Genomic DNA, 21,276 nt, shown 5'->3' with positions numbered 1-21,276 from the left:
ATGAAGAGGCTGTTCACATATCTCATTTTGTTGGCGTGCTTAATTTTAAGGACTGCCAACTGCTATGCAGATGCCCGCATCGGTTTACAAAACCTGAAATGCGAAATGCTGAGCAATCCTTCAGGCATCGGCACCATAAAGCCCCGGTTAAGCTGGCAAATCACCAGCGATGCCCGGAATACAAACCAGGTAGCCTATCAAATCCTTGTAGCCTCGTCTCCCGAAAAGTTAACAGCAGGGCAGGGTGACCTGTGGGATTCGCACAAAGTAAGTTCTGCTGAATCCATTATGATCAACTACGCGGGTAAGCCACTGGGCAGCCGTGCAGCATGTTACTGGAAAGTTAGGGTGTGGACTAACCACGGTGCAACAACCTGGAGTAAACCCGCAACATGGACTATCGGTCCTTTAAATCCCACAGATTGGAAAGCTAAATGGATAGGTTGCGATCGTGGATTTGCCTGGGATAGCGTTTCTAAATTTTCCCGGCTTTCGGCACGTTACTATCGTCATCAATTTGATTTAAAGCCGGGTATAAAAAAAGCTACGGTCTACATCGTTGGCCTTGGGCACTACGAGTTATATGTAAATGGCCAACCTATTGGCGACCAGGTTTTGGCCGGTCCGCCTACCGATTATACCCAATCAGTTAAATACAACACTTTTGATGTTACCGGTTACCTCAAGCAAGGAGGTAACGCCATCGGAACGGTGCTGGGCAACGGCAGGTATTTTACTATGCGGCCAAAGTACAAACCCAAAAAGATCAAGGAATTTGGTTTCCCCAAAATGCTGCTGCAACTGGAGGTTGAATATACCGATGGGACAAAGCAAACCATCCTAAGTGATAACAACTGGCATTTTACAGCCGATGGCTCTATCCGCACCAATAACGAATATGATGGCGAGGAATATGACGCAACCAAAGAGTTTTCGGGATGGAACAGTCCAGGTTTTAATGACAGCCTATGGTCTAAGGCCGAACTGGTACAAGCCCCCGGAGGCAAGCTCGATGCGCAGATGAATGAACCTATCAGGGTGATGGATACTATCAAACCTGTCAGCATAAAACAACTAAAGCCCAACGTATGGATATTGGATCTGGGGCAAAATATAGCTGGCTGGGTGCAGATGCGGGTGAAAGGTAGCCGGGGTGATAAGGTGACCCTTCGTTATGCCGAAACCTTACAGCCCAATAATGAACTTTATGTGGCCAACCTTCGCGATGCCAAAGTAACCGATGTGTATACGCTTAAAGGCGGGGCGGAAGAAGTATGGCATCCGGTATTTGTGTATCATGGATTCAGATATGTGGAGATCAGTGGTTACCCCGGTAAGCCCGAATTAGCAGATTTTGAGGGACAGGTGGTTTATGATGCTTTGCCAACCATTGGCCATTTTGAAACATCTAACGATATCGTCAACAAGATCTATCATAATGCTTATTGGGGGATTTTGAGCAACTACAAAGGCATGCCGGTCGACTGCCCTCAACGAAACGAGCGGATGCCCTGGCTTGGCGATAGGGCAGTAGGCTCGCTGGGTGAAAGTTTTGTGTTTGCCAACGGTAATTTCTACGCCAAATGGCTGGATGATATCGCGCAATCGCAAAAAGCCGACGGCTCTATCCCCGATGTTGCCCCCGCTTATTGGAATTACTACAGCGATAACATGACCTGGCCCGGCACTTATATCCTGGTGGCCGATATGCTTTACCGTCAGTTTGCAGATAAAGCACCCATCGAAAAGCATTATGCTTCCATGAAAAAATGGATGGATTACATGCGTGTCAAATACATGAAAAACAACATCGTCACCAAAGATAAATATGGCGACTGGTGTGTGCCCCCCGAATCACCGGAACTGATCCACGCTAAAGACTCTTCATTGAATACCGACGGGCAACTGATCGCGACAGCCTATTACTATCATTTATCCGGCTTGATGCAAAAGTTCGCTATCATGTTGCACAAACCTGCTGATGCGCAATTTTTCGCTACGACAAGGCAGAATATTGGTAAAGCATTTAATGATAGGTATTTTGATAAAACCACATCAAGATACAGTAACAATACAGTTACGGCCAATCTGCTGCCATTTTATTTCGGGATCACCCCAACTGCCCACAAACAAACTGTATTTAAAAATATCGTGGCTAAGATCAACGAAGCCCATGACCATATCAGTACTGGCGTAATCGGTACCCAATGGTTGATGCGCGGCCTTACCGAATTTGGCTGCCCCGATCTGGCCTGGAAAATAGCTTCCAATACAACTTACCCAAGCTGGGGTTATATGGCTAACCGGGGCGCTACCACCATCTGGGAATTATGGAACGGCGATACCGCCAACCCTGCCATGAATTCCCGCAACCACATCATGCTATTGGGCGATCTGATTGCCTGGTTTTACCAGGACATAGCCGGGATAAAAACGGTTAATGCAGGCTTTAAGGAAACGGTTATGCAACCTGCGATTATCAAAGGGCTGGATAGTGTCAACGCTTCGTACCAAACAGCCTATGGCATTGTAAAAAGCAGTTACACTAATACTAAGGGCAGTTTTAACTGGCATGTTACTGTACCGCCAAACAGTGCAGCCCTGGTTTATGTGCCCGCAAAGAATATGAATGATGTGACTGAGGGCGGGAAGAAAATATCAGCCATAAAAGATATTAAACCGGTGAAAATGGACAATGGGAAGGCGGTGCTCAGCATTGGTTCGGGTGATTATGATTTTGAAGTAAAATATTAAAGCAACATTGATATGAAAAAAATAAACATGGCGGGTGCAATGCTGATAGCCTTACTATCGCTGTCGGGCACGTTAAAAGCCCAGGAACAACAGGTAACTAAATCGGCTCCATCTCCGGAGGCGCAGGCCAAAGCCGATGCGGAAGTGGATAAAAAAGCTATTGATTGGGTAACCTCATTATCCCTTACTGATACCGCAAAAGCTACCCGCGTAAAAAATGTGATAGCAACCCATCTCAAAGCCATCCGCGATTGGAACAACAACCATTCATACGAATCAGTTCCGGCAGGTATCGATCCTGCTACCGGGAAGGCATTGAGCACCATGGACAGGCAGATCATCATCAACTCATCACTGCCAAAATCGGTACATGAAAACCTGATGACCGGTTTACGTAATGATCTGACTGAAGAACAGGTTGAAACCGTATTGGATAAATATACCATCGGCAAAGTGGCCTTTACACTGGCCGGTTATAAATCTATCATCCCTAATCTTACCCCAGTTGAAGAAGAAGCAATCCTCGCTAACCTGAAACTGGCTCGAGAACAGGCTATCGATTTTAAAAATATCAAGCAGGTATCGGCCATTTTCGAAATCTACAAAACCAGGAACGAGCAATACCTCAACAGCAACGGCCGCAACTGGCACAAGCTCTACGGCGATTATACCAAAGCCATCATCGCAAAAAAGGCTGCTGATAAAGCTGCAAAGGACAAGGTTGCTACTCAAAAATAATACTACGATGTTAAAAAAGATCTTGTTTACCTGTGCTGCGGCTTGCTTATTTACAGCTAATGTATTTGCCCAAAATCCATGGCGTAAAGGCATTGTGAAAGACGAATTTATATATGATAAAGCGCCGTACCCCGAGTGTCATGCAGCAACCATCGCTGAAACACCAACCGGCCTTGTAGCCTCATGGTTTGGCGGTACCAAAGAGCGCAACCCCGATGTATGTATCTGGGTAAGCCGTTTTGTTGGTGGTAAATGGACAGAAGGGGTTAACGTTGCCAACGGCATCCAGAATGATACGTTGCGCTATGCCTGCTGGAACCCGGTACTATACCAGGTGCCTAAAGGAGAATTGCAGCTTTATTATAAAATAGGCCCGAGTCCGGCGAAATGGAAGGGTTTTGTAAAAACATCTAAAGACGGCGGCATTAGCTGGTCGGAGCAAAAGGCCTTGCCTGAGGGGTTTTTAGGACCTATCAAAAACAAGCCGGTGTTATTGAAAAATGGTACGTTGTTGAGTCCGGTGAGTACCGAAGGCAAAGCCTGGCAGGTGCATTTTGAGGCCACCAAGGATTTTGGCAAAAACTGGATAATGATAGGCCCCATCAGCGATGGTAAGGACATGAAAGCGATACAGCCAAGTATTTTAACTTATAAAGATGGCAGGCTGCAGGCGCTTTGCCGCAGCCAGAATAGGGCGATATTAAGCACATGGTCGAAGGATGGAGGGCAAACATGGTCTGCTTTGGAGAAAACTTCATTGCCCAATAATAACTCTGGTACCGATGCGGTGACTTTAAAAGATGGTCGCCAGTTGCTGGTTTATAACCATGTTTTGCCTCCGGGAAATTTAGCCAAGGGCGCGCGTACACCATTGAACGTAGCTGTTTCTAAAGATGGTATTACTTGGTATGCGGCTTTGATTTTGGAGGATTCGCCTATCAGCCAGTATTCTTATCCATCGGTTATTCAATCAGCAGATGGTTTGGTGCATGTGGTGTATACCTGGCGCAGGCAAAAAATAAAGCATGTGGTTATTGATCCTTCAAAGTTAGAGTTAAAAGAAATAAAGGATGGTGTTTGGCCCAAGGTGGAGGGTTATACGCCTCCGGTGGCTACGGGGGAAACTAAGGATTTGTAATTAAACTTATATCCAACCGTCATTGCGAGGTACCTCGCAATGACGCTTTCTTTTTGTTTAAATGTAGAGACGCATCACATGCGTCTCCCTTAGGACAGGCGGCTTTACAATGAACTTGCTCACGGGAGACGCATGTGATGCGTCTCTACAAAAAAATAAAGTGATGAAAAAACTGATCTGTATACTGATAACCTGTCTCACAGCGATGAGTTTTGCCGCCCATGCGCAGCAAACTACGGATGCCATGTACAGGAAAACGCTGAAGGAGGTACTTGATGAGGTGCAGGACAAATACCACGTAAAGATCAAGTACACCGCTGCGCAGGTTGAGGGTAAATGGGTCAACTACGCACAATGGCGGTTCAGGCCAAATGTAGATAGCACACTGGCCAACATCCTTACCCCGCTCGATCTGAAGGTGAACAAAGAAGCCCCCGGCAGGTACAAACTCAAAGAATATGAATACTTCCGCTGGTCGGTAAGCGATGGCTGGAAGGAGCTTGACCGGATAGCCGCCCAATACCACGACCGTGATACCTGGGAGCAACGAAAGGCAATACTGAAACCCGAGCTTTACAAAGCTTTGGAGCTATCGCCGCTGCCTGCCAAACCGGCTTCAAAACCAATCATCACCCCTAAACGGACTTATGACGGTTACACGGTTGAGAATATCGCCATTGAAATTCTGCCTGGTTTGTACATTAACGGTTCACTATATAAGCCGTCCAAAATTAAAGGGAAGATCCCGGTGATCTTAAGTCCCGACGGGCATTGGGAACACCAGCGGTACCGTACCGATTGCCAGATCCGTTGTGCCTCGCTGGCACGGATGGGGGCAATGGCTTATAGCTATGACCTTTTTGCCTGGGGCGAGTCCTTGTTGCAATTTAAGGATGAAGATCATCGCCGTAGCCTGGCACAAACTATCCAGGCGCTTGGTGCTATCCGGATCCTGGATTATGTGCTTTCGCTTAAAGAAACCGACCCTGAACGGGTGGGCATCAGCGGTGGCTCGGGCGGTGGAAGCCATACCGTTTTGATGACTGCCATGGACGACAGGATCAAACTCAGTGCCCCGGTGGTGTCGGTGTCATCTTATTTTTATGGGGGATGCCCTTGCGAAAGCGGGATGCCTATCCATCAATGCGGCAACGGAACAGATAATGTAGAATTAGCTGCTATGGCTGCACCTCGTCCTCAGCTGCTCATTTCCGACGGGCAGGACTGGACAGCCAATATGCCCGAACATGATTTTCCTTATCTCCAAAAAATGTATGGTTATTACGGTGCCACGGATAAGGTAGAGAATGTGCATTTGCCCAATGAAGGTCACGATTTCGGCCCTTCAAAACGGGCGGCATTGTACGCTTTCGTGGCGAAGAATTTTCGGTTAGATCTAAATAAAATTAAAGACAGCAGCGGCAATTTTGATGACCAAAAGGTCACTATCGAAAAAGAACCTGCTATGTATGTGTTTGGTGACAAGGGCGAAAAGCTCCCGGCCAATGCCATAAAAGGTTTTGATCAGTTAGAGAAAGTATTTGCGCAGGCAACAAAAAATAAGTTATGAAATACAGGTTGATCTCGGGGTTATGGATGGGGTTGATGATGTGTGCTTTTGGCGCATCGTCGGTTGCCCAAACCGCATCAAAGCAGCGCTATAAAGTAGCGGTTGTTGATCTGATGATCCTCAAACGGCAAAAGTTAGGTGCATTTCAACTGGCTAAAGAAATCGGTGCAGACGGCGTTGAAGTAGATATGGGCGGCCTTGGCGACCGGGAGACTTTTGATAACCAGCTGGCCAATGATTCGATAAGGAATGTATTCCTGAACAAGGCGAAAGAGCTGAACCTCGAAATTCCATCCATGGGCATGACCGGATTCTTCGCCCAATCTTTTGCCGAACGGCCGACAGCGGTTAAGGCGGTTACCGATTGTATCAACACCATGAAGCAAATGGGTGTTAAAGTTGGCTTTTTGCCGATGGGCGTAAAAGGCGACCTGATAAAATACCCTGAATTGCGGCCCGCTATTGTTTCCCGCTTAAAGGAGGTTGGTAAAATTGCTGAAAAGGCCGGGGTGGTAATAGGCATTGAAACCGCATTGGATGCCAAAGGCGAGTTGCAGTTATTGAAGGATATAGGCTCACCGGCCATTAAAAGCTATTTCAATTTTGAAAACGCCATCAGGAACGGGCGGGATTTGGATGGCGAACTTAAAACCTTGGGCAAAAATTATATCGTGCAGATCCACTGTACCAATGATGACGGTGTTTGGCTGCAAAATGACCCCAAAATAAACATGAAGCAGGTAAAGGCCACTTTGGATAAAATGGGCTGGACGGGTTGGCTGGTCATTGAACGCTCGCGCGATGCCAAAGACCCACGCAATGTAAAGTGGAATTTCAGCGCTAATACCACATACGTAAAATCAATTTTTCAGGCTAACTAATAAAACGTAAATGAACATCCGCCGCATAGTTGTTTTGATATTCCTGTTAAATGTTATTTTGACAGGCGGCGTTTTTGCGGCCGAAATTTGGGTATCGCCAAAGGGCTCTGATAAAAATATCGGCACTCAGCAGCAACCGCTGGCAACTGTAGCCATGGCAATCAGAAAAGCCCGTGAACTGAGGCGGTTAAATGATGCATCGATAAAAGGCGGCATCCATATCAAAGTATTAGCGGGAGTTTACCAGTTAGCAGAGCCATTATTTATCCGCCCCGAAGATTCAGGTACAGCCGAGAGCCCGACCCTTATTGAAGGTGAAGGCATAGGCAAAGCTATTTTAAGCGGCGGTGTTACCGTAACAGGATGGCATAAAGCAACTTCAGTGATTCCCGGTTTGCCTGCGGAGGCTAAAGGCAAAGTTTGGGAAGCAGATGCGCCAATAATTGGCGATGAGCCCTTACAATTCAGGCAGCTGTGGGTGAATAATGAAAAGGCAGTTCGTGCCCGCGATACCGATGCTCCACTCATGAACCGTATCCTGTCCTGGGATCACAAAACCGAAACATGTGTAATCCCATGGTCGGCCTCTATTGATACCTCCCACCTTAAGGGTATGGAAATGTTTATTCACCAATGGTGGGCGATAGCTATTTTACGGGTTAAAGCTGTTAAGGTAATGGGGGATAGCACCCGCTTATCTTTTTATCAGCCCGAAAGTCGCATCCAGTCCGAGCATCCCTGGCCGGCGCCCTGGATCTCCAAAAAAACAGGTAATTCAGCGTTCTATCTCAGCAATGCGATCAGTTTTTTAAATCATCCTGGCGAGTGGTTTCATGAGCGCATCGCTAATAAAATCTATTATATCCCGCACAAAGGAGAGGATCTGCTAACAGCCATTGTTACCGTCCCTCAACTGGAAACACTGGTAAAAATGGAGGGCACTATTGACCTCCCGGTTAGCTACGTCAGTTTTAAAAATATCAGTTTTGAGCATAGCAGCTGGCTTCGTCCGTCAAAAGCGGGTTTGGTTCCGCACCAGGCCGGGATGTACATGCTGGATGCTTACAAGTTGAAAATTCCCGGCACGCCGGATAAAAAAGGACTGGAAAACCAGGCATGGGTGGGCAGACCGAAAGCTGCGGTTGAAGTAGCTTATGCGTCGCACATCGCATTTGATGGCTGTGGTTTTGAACACATGGCCTCAACCGGGCTGGATTTTCAGCGGGGCACGCATGATAATGTGGTTAAAGGTAGCCTATTCAAAGATATCGGCGGTACAGCAATTCTCGACGGTGTATATTCTGACGAAGCACAGGAAGTTCACCTGCCTTATAACCCTACTGATAAACGGGAGATCTGCACCAATGATACCATCGCCAATAATCTGATCACCGATGCCACCAACGAAGATTGGGGATGCGTTGGTATTGGCGCAGGTTACGTTAAAGGCATCAGCATAACGCATAACGAGGTTTGCGACGTGAATTACACCGGCATCAGCATGGGCTGGGGCTGGACAAAGACCACCAACGCCATGGGCGATAACCGCATCACGGCCAACAAAATTCATCACTACGCCCGCAATATGTATGATGTGGCCGGCATCTATACACTGTCGGCACAGCCTGGCTCGGTGATCAGTAATAACTATGTCGATAGTATTTATAAAGCACCCTACGCGCATGATCCGCAGCATTGGTTTTATCTGTATACCGACGAGGGGTCGTCATACATCACCATTAAAAACAACTGGTGCCCGGCCGATAAGTTCCTGAAAAACGCCAACGGGCCCGGCAATGTTTGGGAAAATAACGGTCCGCAGGTTGATAATGGTGTAAAGCTATCAGCAGGTATAGAACGGCCTTATAGCTATCTATTTCAATATCGCAAGGTAACCCCGGATAACCTACCCATCAATCATAAAACAGAATGAAAATATTAAAAACATATATAGTTTGGCTCACGGTGGTTTTATTGTTGCCTGCATTTTATGTAAAAGCAGCTACAAACCCCTATGCTATTGTTGAAGTGACGGGCCTGCAAGGTAATTCGCTCAATTATACCGCGTTATTGAATATCGCCCGTAAGCAGGGGCTACCGGCTTCGGCTGTTTACCGTTGGGATAACCATCTCATTGTTTATGGTAAGCATTTAAACGCAGCATCCATCCAAAAAAGTGCTCGCGCAGCATATCCCTCATGCCAGGTTACGGTTTATAGCAGCCCCTTTTATGATTTTAACCGGGCTCTGCGTTGCGGCGGAAATGGTATTGCTAAGCAATGGGATAACATCATACTAACTGCAAACCTGGTTGCCAACGAGCGCCTGCAGCAGGAATATATCGATTATCACGCCGGCCAGTTTAAAAACTGGCCCGAGGTTTCTAAAGGTTTTTGTAATGCCGGCTTTCAGCAGTTACTGGTGTTCAGGAACGGGCGCCGGCTGATGCTGGTGATCAGTATCCCGAAAGGGAAAAAGCTTGACGACCTCAATCCTAAAACCATCGAAAATAATCCGCGGATAAACGATTGGAACAGGTTGATGAAAAAATACCAGGAAGGGGTGCCCGGCACCCGAAAGGGCGAGGTATGGGTATTTTTTAAACAAGTAACAGACAACAGCGACACTAAACGATCATTATAAAAATGAAAATAGGAATATTAGGATTAGGCGAAGGGCGCAGCACCATGTCGGCGGTATTGAAAAGCGATAAGCTTGAATTGAAAATGGTGTGCGACAGGAATATCGAATTGTGCAAACACCGCGCCGAGGAGTTCAACTTTCATAGTTATACAACCAATTATGAGGACCTGCTCAATGATGCTGAAATAGATATCATAGCCATTTACACCCCCGATCACCTCCATGCCGAACACATTAAACAGGCTTTATTGCACGGCAAACACGTAGTTTGTACCAAGCCTTTTATCGACGATTTGAGCAAAGCTGCCGAGATGCTCGAATTGGTTGAGCAAAGCGGCAAAAAAGTATTTGTAGGCCAAAGCTCCCGCTTCTTTGAGCCGATGAAGAAACAGCGAAAAGACTATGAGGCCGGTTTGATAGGAGATTTGATCACCGTAGAGGCCTATTATCATGCAGACCACCGTTGGTTTTTAGAGAAGCCCTGGTCGTTACAGCAGGCTTTTAAGTGGTTGTACGGGGGCTTAAGCCACCCGGTTGATTTTATCCGCTGGTACCTGCCCGATATTGAAGAGGTGATGGGCTACGGCATGCTAAGTTCTAACGGAGCTAAAGGTGGCTTGAAGAACCCGGATACCATGCATTTTATTTTTAAAGCGAAGGATGGCCGCATTGCACGTGTGAGTGGCTGTTATACAGGCCCGGTGCAGCCCGTTACCCGCGACAGTGAAATGAGCTGCATTTTACGCGGAACCGAAGGCTGCAGCCAGGGTGATTATATGGACCTGCGCTATGCCATCACCGATAATACCGGCGAAGAGCGCATCATTACCTGGGAACATAAGCTTAAACATTACTTCAGGTTTGAGGGCAAAAGCCACCACGCCGGTGAGTATCAAAATTATCTCGAATACTTTACGGATAGCATCACTAAGGGCTATACAGCCTATCCGGAGATCAAAGAAGGTATCGGCACTATCGCCTTGCTGCAAGCTATGGATCGTTCATTACAAAGCGGTAAACCCGTAAAGGTTGACGACATCCTCACCGAATTTAATTTAACCGTAAATGAGTTAAGCGCATGATATTGGGCATGAGCAATATCGTATCACGACTTACACTGCTGGATTATTCGGTAGTGGCCGTGTACCTGGTTGTTTTAATGGTGATCGGTTATCGCGCCAGTTTCGGTAATAAAAACAAAACGGACGAAACGCTTTTCCTCGCCAATAAATCATTGGGCTGGGCAAGCATCGGTTTTAACATGTGGGGAACTAATGTGGGGCCGTCCATGCTGCTGGCTTTTGCAAGCATCGGTTATAGCACAGGCGTCGTGGCTGTTAATTTCGATTGGTATGCCTTTGTGTTCCTGATGCTGCTGGCGTTGGTTTTTGCGCCGAAATACATCGCGGCCAAGGTATCAACCATGCCCGAGTTTATGGGCAACCGCTACGGTGATTCTACCCGTAATATCCTGGCATGGTATGCGCTCATCAAAATGCTCATCTCGTGGCTATCGCTTGGCCTGTTTGCCGGTGGATTTCTGGTAAGGCAGATCCTGGGCATCCCAATGTGGCAATCGGTTATTGTACTGGTATCATTCGCCGGGCTTTTTGCCTTTACAGGCGGTTTAAAAGCTATAGCCAAAGTAAATGTATTCCAAATGCTGCTGCTTATTGGCGTGTCACTAACACTGACTGTTTTAGGCGTAAACAAAGCAGGCGGGTTATCAGCGGTATTTCATCAGACGCCCGCAAATTACTGGAACCTCATTCATCCTGCAAGTGATGTTAAATATCCATGGTATGCCATTTTGTTAGGTTACCCGGTATCGGCTGTGGCTTTTTTCTGTACAGATCAGGCCATGGTACAATCGGTGCTCGGGGCTAAAAACCTGGAGCAGGGGCAGCTTGGCGTTAACTTTATTGGCTGGCTCAAAATATTGTCGCTGCCTTTGTTTATACTCACCGGTATTCTGTGTTTTATCCTCTATCCGCATCTGAGCGATCCTGCATTGGCTTATATGACTATGGTCACCAACCTTTTCCCGCCCGGCATGAACGGGCTGGTTATCGTAGTGCTGATCGCAGTTTTGGTAGGCACCATAGGCTCATCGCTCAACTCGCTGAGCACAGTATTTACCATGGATATCTATGCCGAAAAGATCAACCCCAAGGCCACTAATAAAGACCTCATCAGGGTTGGGCGTTATACCGTAATTGCCGGCTGCCTGTTTGCGATAGGCATGGCGCTGGCTATCGACAGCATTAAAGGCCTTAACCTGTTTGATGTATTTCAATCGGTATTGGGCTTCATCGCGCCGCCGCTGGCTGTGGTTTTCCTGCTTACGGTTTACTGGAAACGCACCACCCGCAAAGCGGTAAATGTCATCTTATCAGCTGGCTCGGCCTTTAGTTTGGGTACGGGCGTGGTGTATTTATGGGTGCTGCCATCCGCTAAGTACAGCTTTTGGCCGCATTACCTGATGCTGTCGTTTTTCATATTTGTTTTCCTGGCAGTTTCGGCTGTTCTGATCTCGCTGTTTGCCAACGCGCCTACGGTTTACCAGGCAACCCTATCGGAAATACATAATACCGCTAAACCTACCCGACGTGTAAAAATAGCCTGGTTGCTGCTCTCGATAGTCATGATCGCTTTATACCTCATTTTCAACGGACATTAAAAATGTATAAAATATCTACCCATATAAAACTCCACAAGCATTACATATTGATTATGCTGCTCGGCCTGATGTTTTTTGCCGATGTCGCCAAAGCGCAAAAGGCCACCTGGATCTGGTATCCCGGCGATTATGAGGTATGGCTTAGCAACCGGATGCAAAATCGGCGCACCGAGCGCGGGGCTTTCTTCCCGCCATTCTGGAAACTGGACAGTCATTATGTACTGGTTGATTTTCATAAGGATTTTACGCTTACCAATCCCGAAACAGTTGAACTGGCCGTTGAGGGCCAATACAATGTAAAGCTTGACGGGAAGGCCTTAGCAGGTTACCCTAAAAATATCCATGTGCCGGCTGGCAGGCACAGGCTTAGTCTCAAAGTCTATAACCAGGCTGCTGCTCCCGCCATATTTGTGAAGGGGCAGCAACTGGTGTCAGATACCTCATGGCTGGTAACTTATGAGGATAAGGAATGGATTGATGAATCGGGTAAAACCTCCGATGTGTCGGCCACCAAATACGTAAACGCAGGCAACTGGAATTTTAATTCGGCAGATAAAATCCCGTCTGCGTTCCGTTTGCTCACGGAAGAGCACAAACCCGCAAAAACCGAACGAAAAGAACATTCCATTTTGGTTGATTTTGGTAAAGAAACCTTTGGCTATGCAAAATTGATCGGCTTAAAAGGTAAAGGCAATGTTAAACTTTGTTATGGCGAATCCAAAGAAGAAGCTTTAGCCACCGCAACCTGCGAACTGCTGGATAGTATCTCCATAGATCAGCCTCAAAAAGCTGATTATACTATGGAAGGTTCGCGTGCTTTCCGCTACATCAATGTATTGTTTGATGATGATGATGTAAGTGCCGATGATGTTTCCATGCTATATGAATATTCGCCGGTTGAGCAGCGGGGGAGTTTCAGATGTTCGGATGAGCAGGTCAATAAAATCTGGGATGTATCCGCCTATACCCTGCACCTCAACACCCGCGAGTTTTTTATCGATGGCATCAAGAGGGACAGGTGGATCTGGTCGGGCGATGCTTACCAGAGTTACCTGATGAATTATTACCTGTATTTTGATTCGCCCACGGTGACCCGCACGCTGTATGCCCTGCGCGGTAAAGATCCGGTAACCAGCCACATCAATACCATTATGGATTATACCTTTTACTGGTTCATGGGCATTTACGATTACTATCAGTATACCAGCGATAAAAGTTTCATCAAACAAATGTACCCGCGCATGCAAAGCCTGATGAGCTACTGCCTGCAGCGCCGGGACAAAAACGGCCTCATGGAAGGCCTGCCCGGCGACTGGGTATTCATCGATTGGGCCGACAAACTCAGCAAAAAAGGCGAAGTAAGCTTTGAGCAATTGCTATTATGCCGCAGCCTGGAAACCATGGCTCTTTGCGCCGGTATTATGCAGGATGACACAGGCAAAACACAGTATGAGCAGCTATCAACCGGATTGAAATCAAAGATATTCGACCTGTATTGGAACAAAGACAAACACGCCTTTGTGCACAGCCTGGTTGATGGGAAGCAAAGCGACAATGTGACCCGCTACACCAATATGTTCTCGATATTTTTCAATTACCTAAATGCAAGCCAACAGCAGGAAGTAAAAAAATATGTGCTGCTGAACGATAAGATCCAAAAGATAACCACCCCCTACATGCGCTTTTACGAGCTGGAAGCCCTTTGCGCTATGGGCGAACAAAGCTATGTGCTCAAAGAAATGAAGGATTACTGGGGCGGGATGCTCAATTTGGGAGCAACTTCATTTTGGGAGGAATATAACCCAACCAAAACAGGTGCCGATCATTACGCCATGTACGGGCGGCCGTTTGGAAAAAGCCTGTGCCATGCCTGGGGAGCCAGTCCGATATACCTGTTGGGTAAATATTATCTCGGCGTAAAACCAACAGCGCCGGGTTATCAGCAATATGTGATCGAGCCCCAATTGGGCGGCTTGCAATGGATGGAAGGCAGCGTACCAACTGCCAATGGCGATATCAAAGTGTCATGCAGTACCAAACAGATCAAAGCAAGCAGCAGTACCGGAACCGGCCTGCTGCGGTTTACCAGTACCTCCAAACCGGTTTGTAAGGAGGGTGAAATAACCGCTAAAGGAAACGGAACCTACGAACTTACCATCCAAAAACAAAAACAGTACACCATAAACTACAGCGTGAAGAAATGATGAAGAAGCTATTATCTATCCTGCTTTTAACGGCATTTTCATCAACCGGGCTTTATGCGCAGCTGGTTGATAAAACACCTGCGCCTATCCCCAATGTACCTACGGTTTATGATGCAGAGCCATGGGAAAACCCTTTGGTTGATGGGATCAACCGCGACCCCGCACGCGCCACCGGGTATTCGTACAGCAACATTAAAGATGCGCTGGCAGGCAACCGGGAAAAATCGGGCAGGATGTTATCCCTGAATGGTTACTGGGATTTTAGTTATGCCGCCAAACCGGCCGATGCACCAAAGGATTTTTATAAAAACAAGGTAAGCGGCTGGAAAAAGATCATCGTGCCCTCAAGCATAGAGATGCAGGGTTATGATAAGCCCATTTATAAAAGTGCCGTTTATCCGTTTCGCCCTGTTAACCCGCCGCACGTCCCACAGGATTATAATGGCGTTGGCAGCTATCAGCGCACATTTACCTTACCTACAAACTGGAAGGACATGAACATTACTCTGCATTTTGGTGGTGTAAGTTCCGGCTTTAAGGTTTGGCTCAATGGTAAGTTTTTAGGTTATGGCGAGGATAGCTTTTTGCCTTCGGAGTTCAACATTACCCCATACCTGCAAGCGGGTGAAAACGTGGTATCGGTACAGGTGATCCGCTGGAGCGATGGCTATTTTCTGGAAGACCAGGATCAATGGCGGATGAGCGGCATCCACCGGGAGGTAATGTTGATGGCTGAGCCTAAACTGCGGATAGCCGATTTTCAATGGCAGGCCAAACTGGATAAACAATATAAAGATGCAGTTTTCAGTATCCGTCCGAGGATAGAAAACCTCACGGGCAAAGCTGTGCCCGGGTATAAAATTGAGGCAAGGCTTTTCGACAGGAACAATAAAGAAGTGCTGCAAAAGCCTATGGAACGAAGTGTTGAAAGCATCATCAACGAGATCTACCCAAGGTTGGATAATGTAAAATTTGGTCTGCTGGAAACCACGCTTAAAAACCCGGATAAATGGAGCGATGAAAAGCCTAACCTGTATACGCTTACTTTATCATTAGTTGACAGCACCGGTCAAACATTGGAGGTGAAAAGCTGCAAGGTTGGCATCAGGAGCATTGAATTTGGCAAGGAAGATAGCAAGCTGCTCATCAACGGAAAAGTGACTTACCTGTACGGTGTAAACCGTCCCGATCACGATCCGGTAAAAGGCAAGGCGTTGTCCCGCGAGGATATCCTGAACGATGTGCGCACCATTAAAAGTTTTAATTTTAACTGCATCCGCACCAGTCATTACCCAATGGATCCATACCTATATGATCTGTGCGATGAGTATGGTATACTGGTGATTGACGAAGCAAATCTCGAAACTCACGGCCTCGGCTCAAAATTAAGCAACGACCCCATGTGGACCGGCGCTTATCTCGACAGGGCTACCCGCATGGTGATGCGTGATAAAAACCATCCAAGTGTGATCATCTGGAGTTTAGGCAACGAGGCCGGTCGCGGGCCAAACCATGCGGCAATGGCCGGTTGGATCCATGATTTTGATATTACCCGGCCGGTTCATTATGAGCCCGCCCAGGGCACACCGCAGGCTGAAGGCTATATCGATCCGACCGATCCGCGTTATCCAAAAACTAATGATCATTCGCACAGGTTGCAAAATCCTATCGATCAGCCTTATGTGGATATCGTGAGCCGGATGTATCCCGGTATTTATACTGCGCCTTTGCTGGCCAATCAGCAAAATGGCGATAGCCGCCCGATATTTTTTGTGGAGTATTCGCATGCGATGGGTAACTCCAACGGCAACCTGAAAGAGTTTTGGGATCAGTGGCGCTCAACCAAACGGATTATCGGCGGGGCTATCTGGGAGTTTAAAGACCAGGGATTATTGAAACATGATTCGACAGGCAAGGCTTACTACGCCTACGGTGGTGATTATGGCGAACGCTATTTTGATAATTTCACCATCAAGGGAATCGTAGCATCCGACGGGCGACCAAAGCCCGCCATTTATGAATGTAAGCACGTTTTTCAGCCCGCGGTTTGTGAGTTGGTTGATGCCGGTAAAGCCAATATTCACATCAAAAACTGGCATAGCGTAGCTTCACTGGCCGATTATGAGGTTACCCTGCAGGTTAGGGAAGACGGCAATGTTATCCTGAAAAAACAAATTCCCCGCATCAATCTTGCAGCCGGGCATGATACCATCATCAGCATCAAGCAATACCTGCACAATTTAAAGCGTAATCATGAATACCTGGCCGATATCCATTTTACCCTTGCCGAAGATAAGCTCTGGGCAGCTAAAGGTTATGAAATAGCAAGCAATCAGTTTCAGCTAACCAAGCCTGAAACATCAGTTGCAAACGCTGGTGATAAGCATTATCCTGAAGCAAAATTATCTGAAGATGATAAGGCATATCATATCAATGGGAAAGATTTTGAGATTGGCATCAGTAAAGATAATGGGGCTTTAAATTCCTATATCAGCAAAGGGCAGCAACAAATATTTGGCCCTTTATTGCCGCATTTTACCCGCCCGGTTACCGATAACGATCACAGAGGATGGAAGATGGAAAAGAAACTGGCAGCATGGATCAAGGCAGTGCCTGTTCTGAAAAAGATCTCAAGTCAAAAAGCCGGAGATGGTTCGGTAGTAATCACAAGCGTTTATTCGATGCTTAATGATAGCGCAACGGTTGACATAGATTACACCATTCGCGGTGATGGGCTGCTGAAGGTTTCTTATTCCCTTGATGTTAAACCCGGTTTGCCAAACCTGCCCAAAATTGGGATGCAGATGGGGATAGCACAGGCCGACAGCAATATCAGCTACTATGGCCGGGGGCCTTACGAAAACTATATCGACAGGCGTACGGGCTCGGAGGCAGGGATCTATTCGCAAACCATCAGCCAGTTTATGGAGCTCTATGTGGTACCGCAGGAAAACGGTAACCGTACCGATGTACGCTGGATGCTGCTGCACCATAAAACCGGCGGCTTGTTGGTAACTGCCGATAGCCTGCTCAGCATGAGCGCCTGGCCTTATACTGAAGATAATATCCAAAAGGCAAAACATACCAATAAGCTGAAGGATGCAGGTTTTATAACCCTGAATATCGACCTGCTACAAATGGGCGTAGGCGGTAATGATAGCTGGTCGGAAGTGGCGGAACCGTTAGAGCAATACCGCATTCCTGCCAAAAAGTATCAATACAGTTTTTACCTGAAACCTTATGAGGGTAAACCTGAGAGTGCAGGCAACGCGGCATATCAGATAAAATTTAACGGAAAGCCATGAGAAAGTACGTTTTTATAATTTGCCTTTGCTGCCTGTTTTTACCGGGATTAGCCCAGCAGCACAAACTCTCGATCCCAAAAAAGGATTTGGAGCAGGCTTTTCTGCATCCGCCCGAATCGGCAAAGCCATGGGTGTTCTGGTATTGGATGCAGGGTGCAGTAAGCCGGGAGGCCATTACGGCCGATCTGCAGGCGATGAAACAGGCCGGGATTGCGGGCGCTTATTTAATGCCTATTAAAGGACCAGCTAATCCGCCTTTTATTACGCCGTCAATTAACCAGTTAAGCCCCGAATGGTGGGCAATGGTGAAATTTACGATGCAGGAAGCGGATAGGATAGGTGTAAAACTGGCTATGCACGACAGCGATGGTCTTGCCCTGGCTGGTGGGCCCTGGATAACGCCTGAACTTTCTATGCAGAAAGTGGTATGGTCAAAACTTGAGGTTGAAGGGGGGAAAGCCTATAACGATACCTTGCCTGTTCCTAAGCATTATAAAAACTATTATAAAGACATCGAAATATTGGCCTATCCGTCGTTGCCCGGCGAGGGGCAGAGCAGTTACGACGAGCATCCGAAGGTAACTACCAGTCTGTCGAATACCGATGTTCAATACCTTGCCGGAAAAGGTAATACTAAAAGCTTTACCAGTAATGAGCCCTGCTGGCTGCAACTGGAATTTAAAAAGCCATTTACCTGCCGCTCGCTTATGATCCATACTTCGGCAAGCAATTACCAGTCGCAGCGCCTGCTGCTTGAAGCGAGCGATGATGGTAAAAACTTTCGCTCGCTGAGCAGGTTGGAGCCACCACGTCACGGCTGGCAAGATGGTGATGCGGAAATTACCAATGCCATTGAATCAACTACGGCCAGATATTTCAGGTTTACTTACGATAAAACGGGATCAGAGCCGGGAGCCGAAGATCTTGATTTTGCCAAATGGAAGCCTACTTTAAAATTATCGGGGATTGAGTTATTGAGCGAGCCGCATATACATCAGTATGAAAGTAAAAACGGAGAGGTATGGCGTTTAAGCAAGCAAACCACAAATGCCCAATTATCTAAAAACCTCTGTATAGATAGAAGTAAGGTCATCAACCTTACTGATAAATTAGGAGCTGATAGTAAATTGAACTGGCAAGTACCCGCTGGCAATTGGACTATCATCCGCATTGGTCATACTTCCACCGGGCATACCAACGCTACAGGCGGTGGTGGCATCGGTTTGGAGTGTGATAAGTTTAACCCCGAGGCTGCCAAAATACAGTTTGAGAACTGGTTTGGCGAAGCTGTAAAACAGGTTGGGCCGGATCTGGCTAAACGGGTTTTAAAGATCTTTCACGTGGATAGCTGGGAGTGTGGGAGCCAAAACTGGTCGCCGGTTTTTGCTGCTGAGTTTAGAAAGCGACGCGGGTACGATCTGTTGCCATATCTTCCGCTGATGGCCGGTGTGCCGATGGACAGCGCCGAAAAATCCGAAAAGGTTTTGGCCGACGTGCGGCAAACCATAGCCGAATTACTGGTAGATAACTTTTACGGTACCATGGCTAAGCTGGCGCACGAAAAAGGCTGCACATTTACTGCCGAAAGCGTCGCCCCAACCATGATGAGCGACGGCATGCTGCATTACCAAAAGGCCGATATCCCGATGGGGGAGTTTTGGTTCAGGAGCCCAACACATGATAAGCCCAATGATATGCTGGATGCCATATCGGGTGGGCACATTTACGGCAAAAATGTTATCCAGGCCGAGGCTTTTACCGAATTAAGGTTATTATGGGATGAACACCCCGGTATGCTCAAAACCACCGCCGACCGCAATTTTGCCCTCGGCATTAATCGTTATGTTTTCCACGTAAATGTACACAACCCCTGGCTCGACCGTAAACCCGGAATGACGCTGGACGGCATCGGCCTGTTTTTCCAGCGCGATCAAACCTGGTGGCAGCCGGGTAAAGCCTGGTTTGATTATATCAGTCGTTGCCAGGCTATGCTGCAACAGGGACATCCCGTTGCCGATATTGCTGTTTTTACCGGCGAGGAAACCCCGCGCCGTGCCATTCTACCTGATAGATTAGTAAGCACCCTGCCGGGGATCTTCGGTGCCGAACGGGTAAAGCAGGAAGCTGAACGTTTGGCCAATAAAGATGTGCCGGTCATTAATTCGGTTGAAGATGCAAGCCACTCGGCCAATATAGCCTTGCCTGAAAACTGGATCGATCCGCTGCGCGGTTATGCCTACGATTCTTTTAATAAAGACGCGTTGCTGCGTTTAGCCACCGTGAAAAATGGCAGGATAGTTTTACCCGGAGGTGCCAGCTATGCTATGCTGGTTGTGCCGGGCGTGAGCCAAATGTCTCCACAGCCATGGCAGTTATCGGCAGAGGTTGTTAAAAAACTTCAGCAATTGGTGAATGAGGGCGCTACAGTTTTATTGGGCGATCAGCGAATGAAGGCTGCTTTGACAGGTAAACTGCTTATCGGCCCTTACCAAAAAGACACCTTTGATGAACTGGGTATTTCCCGCGATTTGATCGCTACGGATTCGGTTAATCAACTCGCAAAAGACCTCGCGTGGACACATCGCAGCGCTGATAATCTTGATCTCTATTTCATCTCCAACCAACAAGCTTTAAACCGGACCGTTAATCTATCACTAAGGATATCCGGTCGTGTTCCCGAGTTGTGGGATCCTTTAACGGGGGAAATAACACGTTTGCGGAGCAGCAGTAAATCGGCACGTACAAACCTGATTATTAATCTTGCTGCCAACGGTTCGGCTTTTATCGTTTTCAGAAACGGTAATCCGGGAGCAAAGCCTGAGTTGGATAAAGCGGCACATTTTAAAACAGTACAGACTTTTACAAACTGGCAGGTGCAGTTTGATCCTAAATCAGGAGGCCCTGTAAAACCGGTTACGTTTGATAAACCTGAGGACTGGTCGCTTAATAATAATGACAGCGTGAAGTACTATTCCGGCGCAGCGGTTTATAACCACACATTTCAGTTTACCGGAAAAACAGGGAGCAAGTTATATCTTGATTTGGGTAAGGTTGCCAACCTGGCCGAAGTGTATCTGAACGGTATTAACTGTGGCACAGCCTGGACATATCCATACCGGGTAGATATCAGCAAAGCCATTAAACCCGGCGAAAACAAACTGATGATTAAAGTAACCAATACCTGGGCTAACCGCCTGATGGGCGATCATGCCCTGCCCGAAACAAAACGAATTACATGGACAAACGCGCCTTACCGTTTGGAGAGCCGCCAGCTTTTGCCGGCCGGTTTACTGAGCCCGGTTAGCCTGCTCACTTATATCCCTTAATAGTATGAAAACAACATATAAATATCTCATTATTCGG

General features: G+C 47.2%; 12 protein-coding genes. All 12 read left to right on the top strand.

The features are described 5' to 3' along the window. On the top strand, positions 1-2,754 hold the full coding sequence (locus AC59JO_RS02605; RefSeq protein WP_497303197.1) for an alpha-L-rhamnosidase: 2,754 nt from the start codon (positions 1-3) through the stop codon (positions 2,752-2,754). Positions 2,755-2,766: 12 nt separating this feature from the next. Further along, on the top strand, positions 2,767-3,492 hold the full coding sequence (locus tag AC59JO_RS02600; protein WP_497303195.1) for a DUF3826 domain-containing protein: 726 nt from the start codon (positions 2,767-2,769) through the stop codon (positions 3,490-3,492). Positions 3,493-3,499: 7 nt separating this feature from the next. Then, complete coding sequence (locus tag AC59JO_RS02595) at positions 3,500-4,630, top strand: sialidase family protein (RefSeq protein WP_497303193.1); 1,131 nt, start codon at positions 3,500-3,502, stop codon at positions 4,628-4,630. Between the two features lie 163 nt (positions 4,631-4,793). Continuing rightward, the gene (locus tag AC59JO_RS02590; RefSeq protein ID WP_497303191.1) at positions 4,794-6,200 is read left to right on the top strand and encodes an alpha/beta hydrolase family protein; all 1,407 of its coding nucleotides are present in this window, start codon (positions 4,794-4,796) and stop codon (positions 6,198-6,200) included. Continuing rightward, the gene (locus AC59JO_RS02585; RefSeq protein ID WP_413669068.1) at positions 6,197-7,081 is read left to right on the top strand and encodes a sugar phosphate isomerase/epimerase family protein; all 885 of its coding nucleotides are present in this window, start codon (positions 6,197-6,199) and stop codon (positions 7,079-7,081) included. Before AC59JO_RS02590 ends, AC59JO_RS02585 begins: the two co-directional genes overlap by 4 nt. A 10-nt stretch (positions 7,082-7,091) precedes the next feature. Continuing rightward, complete coding sequence (locus tag AC59JO_RS02580; protein ID WP_497303189.1) at positions 7,092-9,014, top strand: hypothetical protein; 1,923 nt, start codon at positions 7,092-7,094, stop codon at positions 9,012-9,014. Next, the gene (locus tag AC59JO_RS02575; RefSeq protein ID WP_497303187.1) at positions 9,011-9,724 is read left to right on the top strand and encodes an L-rhamnose mutarotase; all 714 of its coding nucleotides are present in this window, start codon (positions 9,011-9,013) and stop codon (positions 9,722-9,724) included. Before AC59JO_RS02580 ends, AC59JO_RS02575 begins: the two co-directional genes overlap by 4 nt. A 2-nt stretch (positions 9,725-9,726) precedes the next feature. Continuing rightward, positions 9,727-10,806: a Gfo/Idh/MocA family protein gene (locus AC59JO_RS02570; RefSeq protein ID WP_497303185.1), complete on the top strand. Its 1,080-nt coding sequence runs from the start codon at positions 9,727-9,729 to the stop codon at positions 10,804-10,806. A gap of 8 nt (positions 10,807-10,814) precedes the next feature. Next, positions 10,815-12,404: a sodium:solute symporter family transporter gene (locus tag AC59JO_RS02565; RefSeq protein ID WP_497303183.1), complete on the top strand. Its 1,590-nt coding sequence runs from the start codon at positions 10,815-10,817 to the stop codon at positions 12,402-12,404. A 2-nt stretch (positions 12,405-12,406) separates the two neighbouring features. Then, positions 12,407-14,608: an alpha-L-rhamnosidase-related protein gene (locus AC59JO_RS02560; RefSeq protein ID WP_497303181.1), complete on the top strand. Its 2,202-nt coding sequence runs from the start codon at positions 12,407-12,409 to the stop codon at positions 14,606-14,608. Next, positions 14,608-17,913, top strand: coding sequence for a glycoside hydrolase family 2 TIM barrel-domain containing protein (locus AC59JO_RS02555; protein ID WP_497303179.1), 3,306 nt, complete (start codon positions 14,608-14,610; stop codon positions 17,911-17,913). The genes AC59JO_RS02560 and AC59JO_RS02555 overlap by 1 nt, the downstream gene beginning before the upstream one ends. Further along, positions 17,910-21,239, top strand: coding sequence for a glycosyl hydrolase (locus tag AC59JO_RS02550; RefSeq protein ID WP_497303177.1), 3,330 nt, complete (start codon positions 17,910-17,912; stop codon positions 21,237-21,239). Before AC59JO_RS02555 ends, AC59JO_RS02550 begins: the two co-directional genes overlap by 4 nt. Positions 21,240-21,276: the final 37 nt, after the last annotated feature.

The sequence above is a fragment of the Mucilaginibacter sp. A5337 genome (assembly GCF_059690695.1).
Note: the sequence above shows the minus strand (reverse complement) of the source record. Positions and strands in the feature narration are given on the sequence as shown.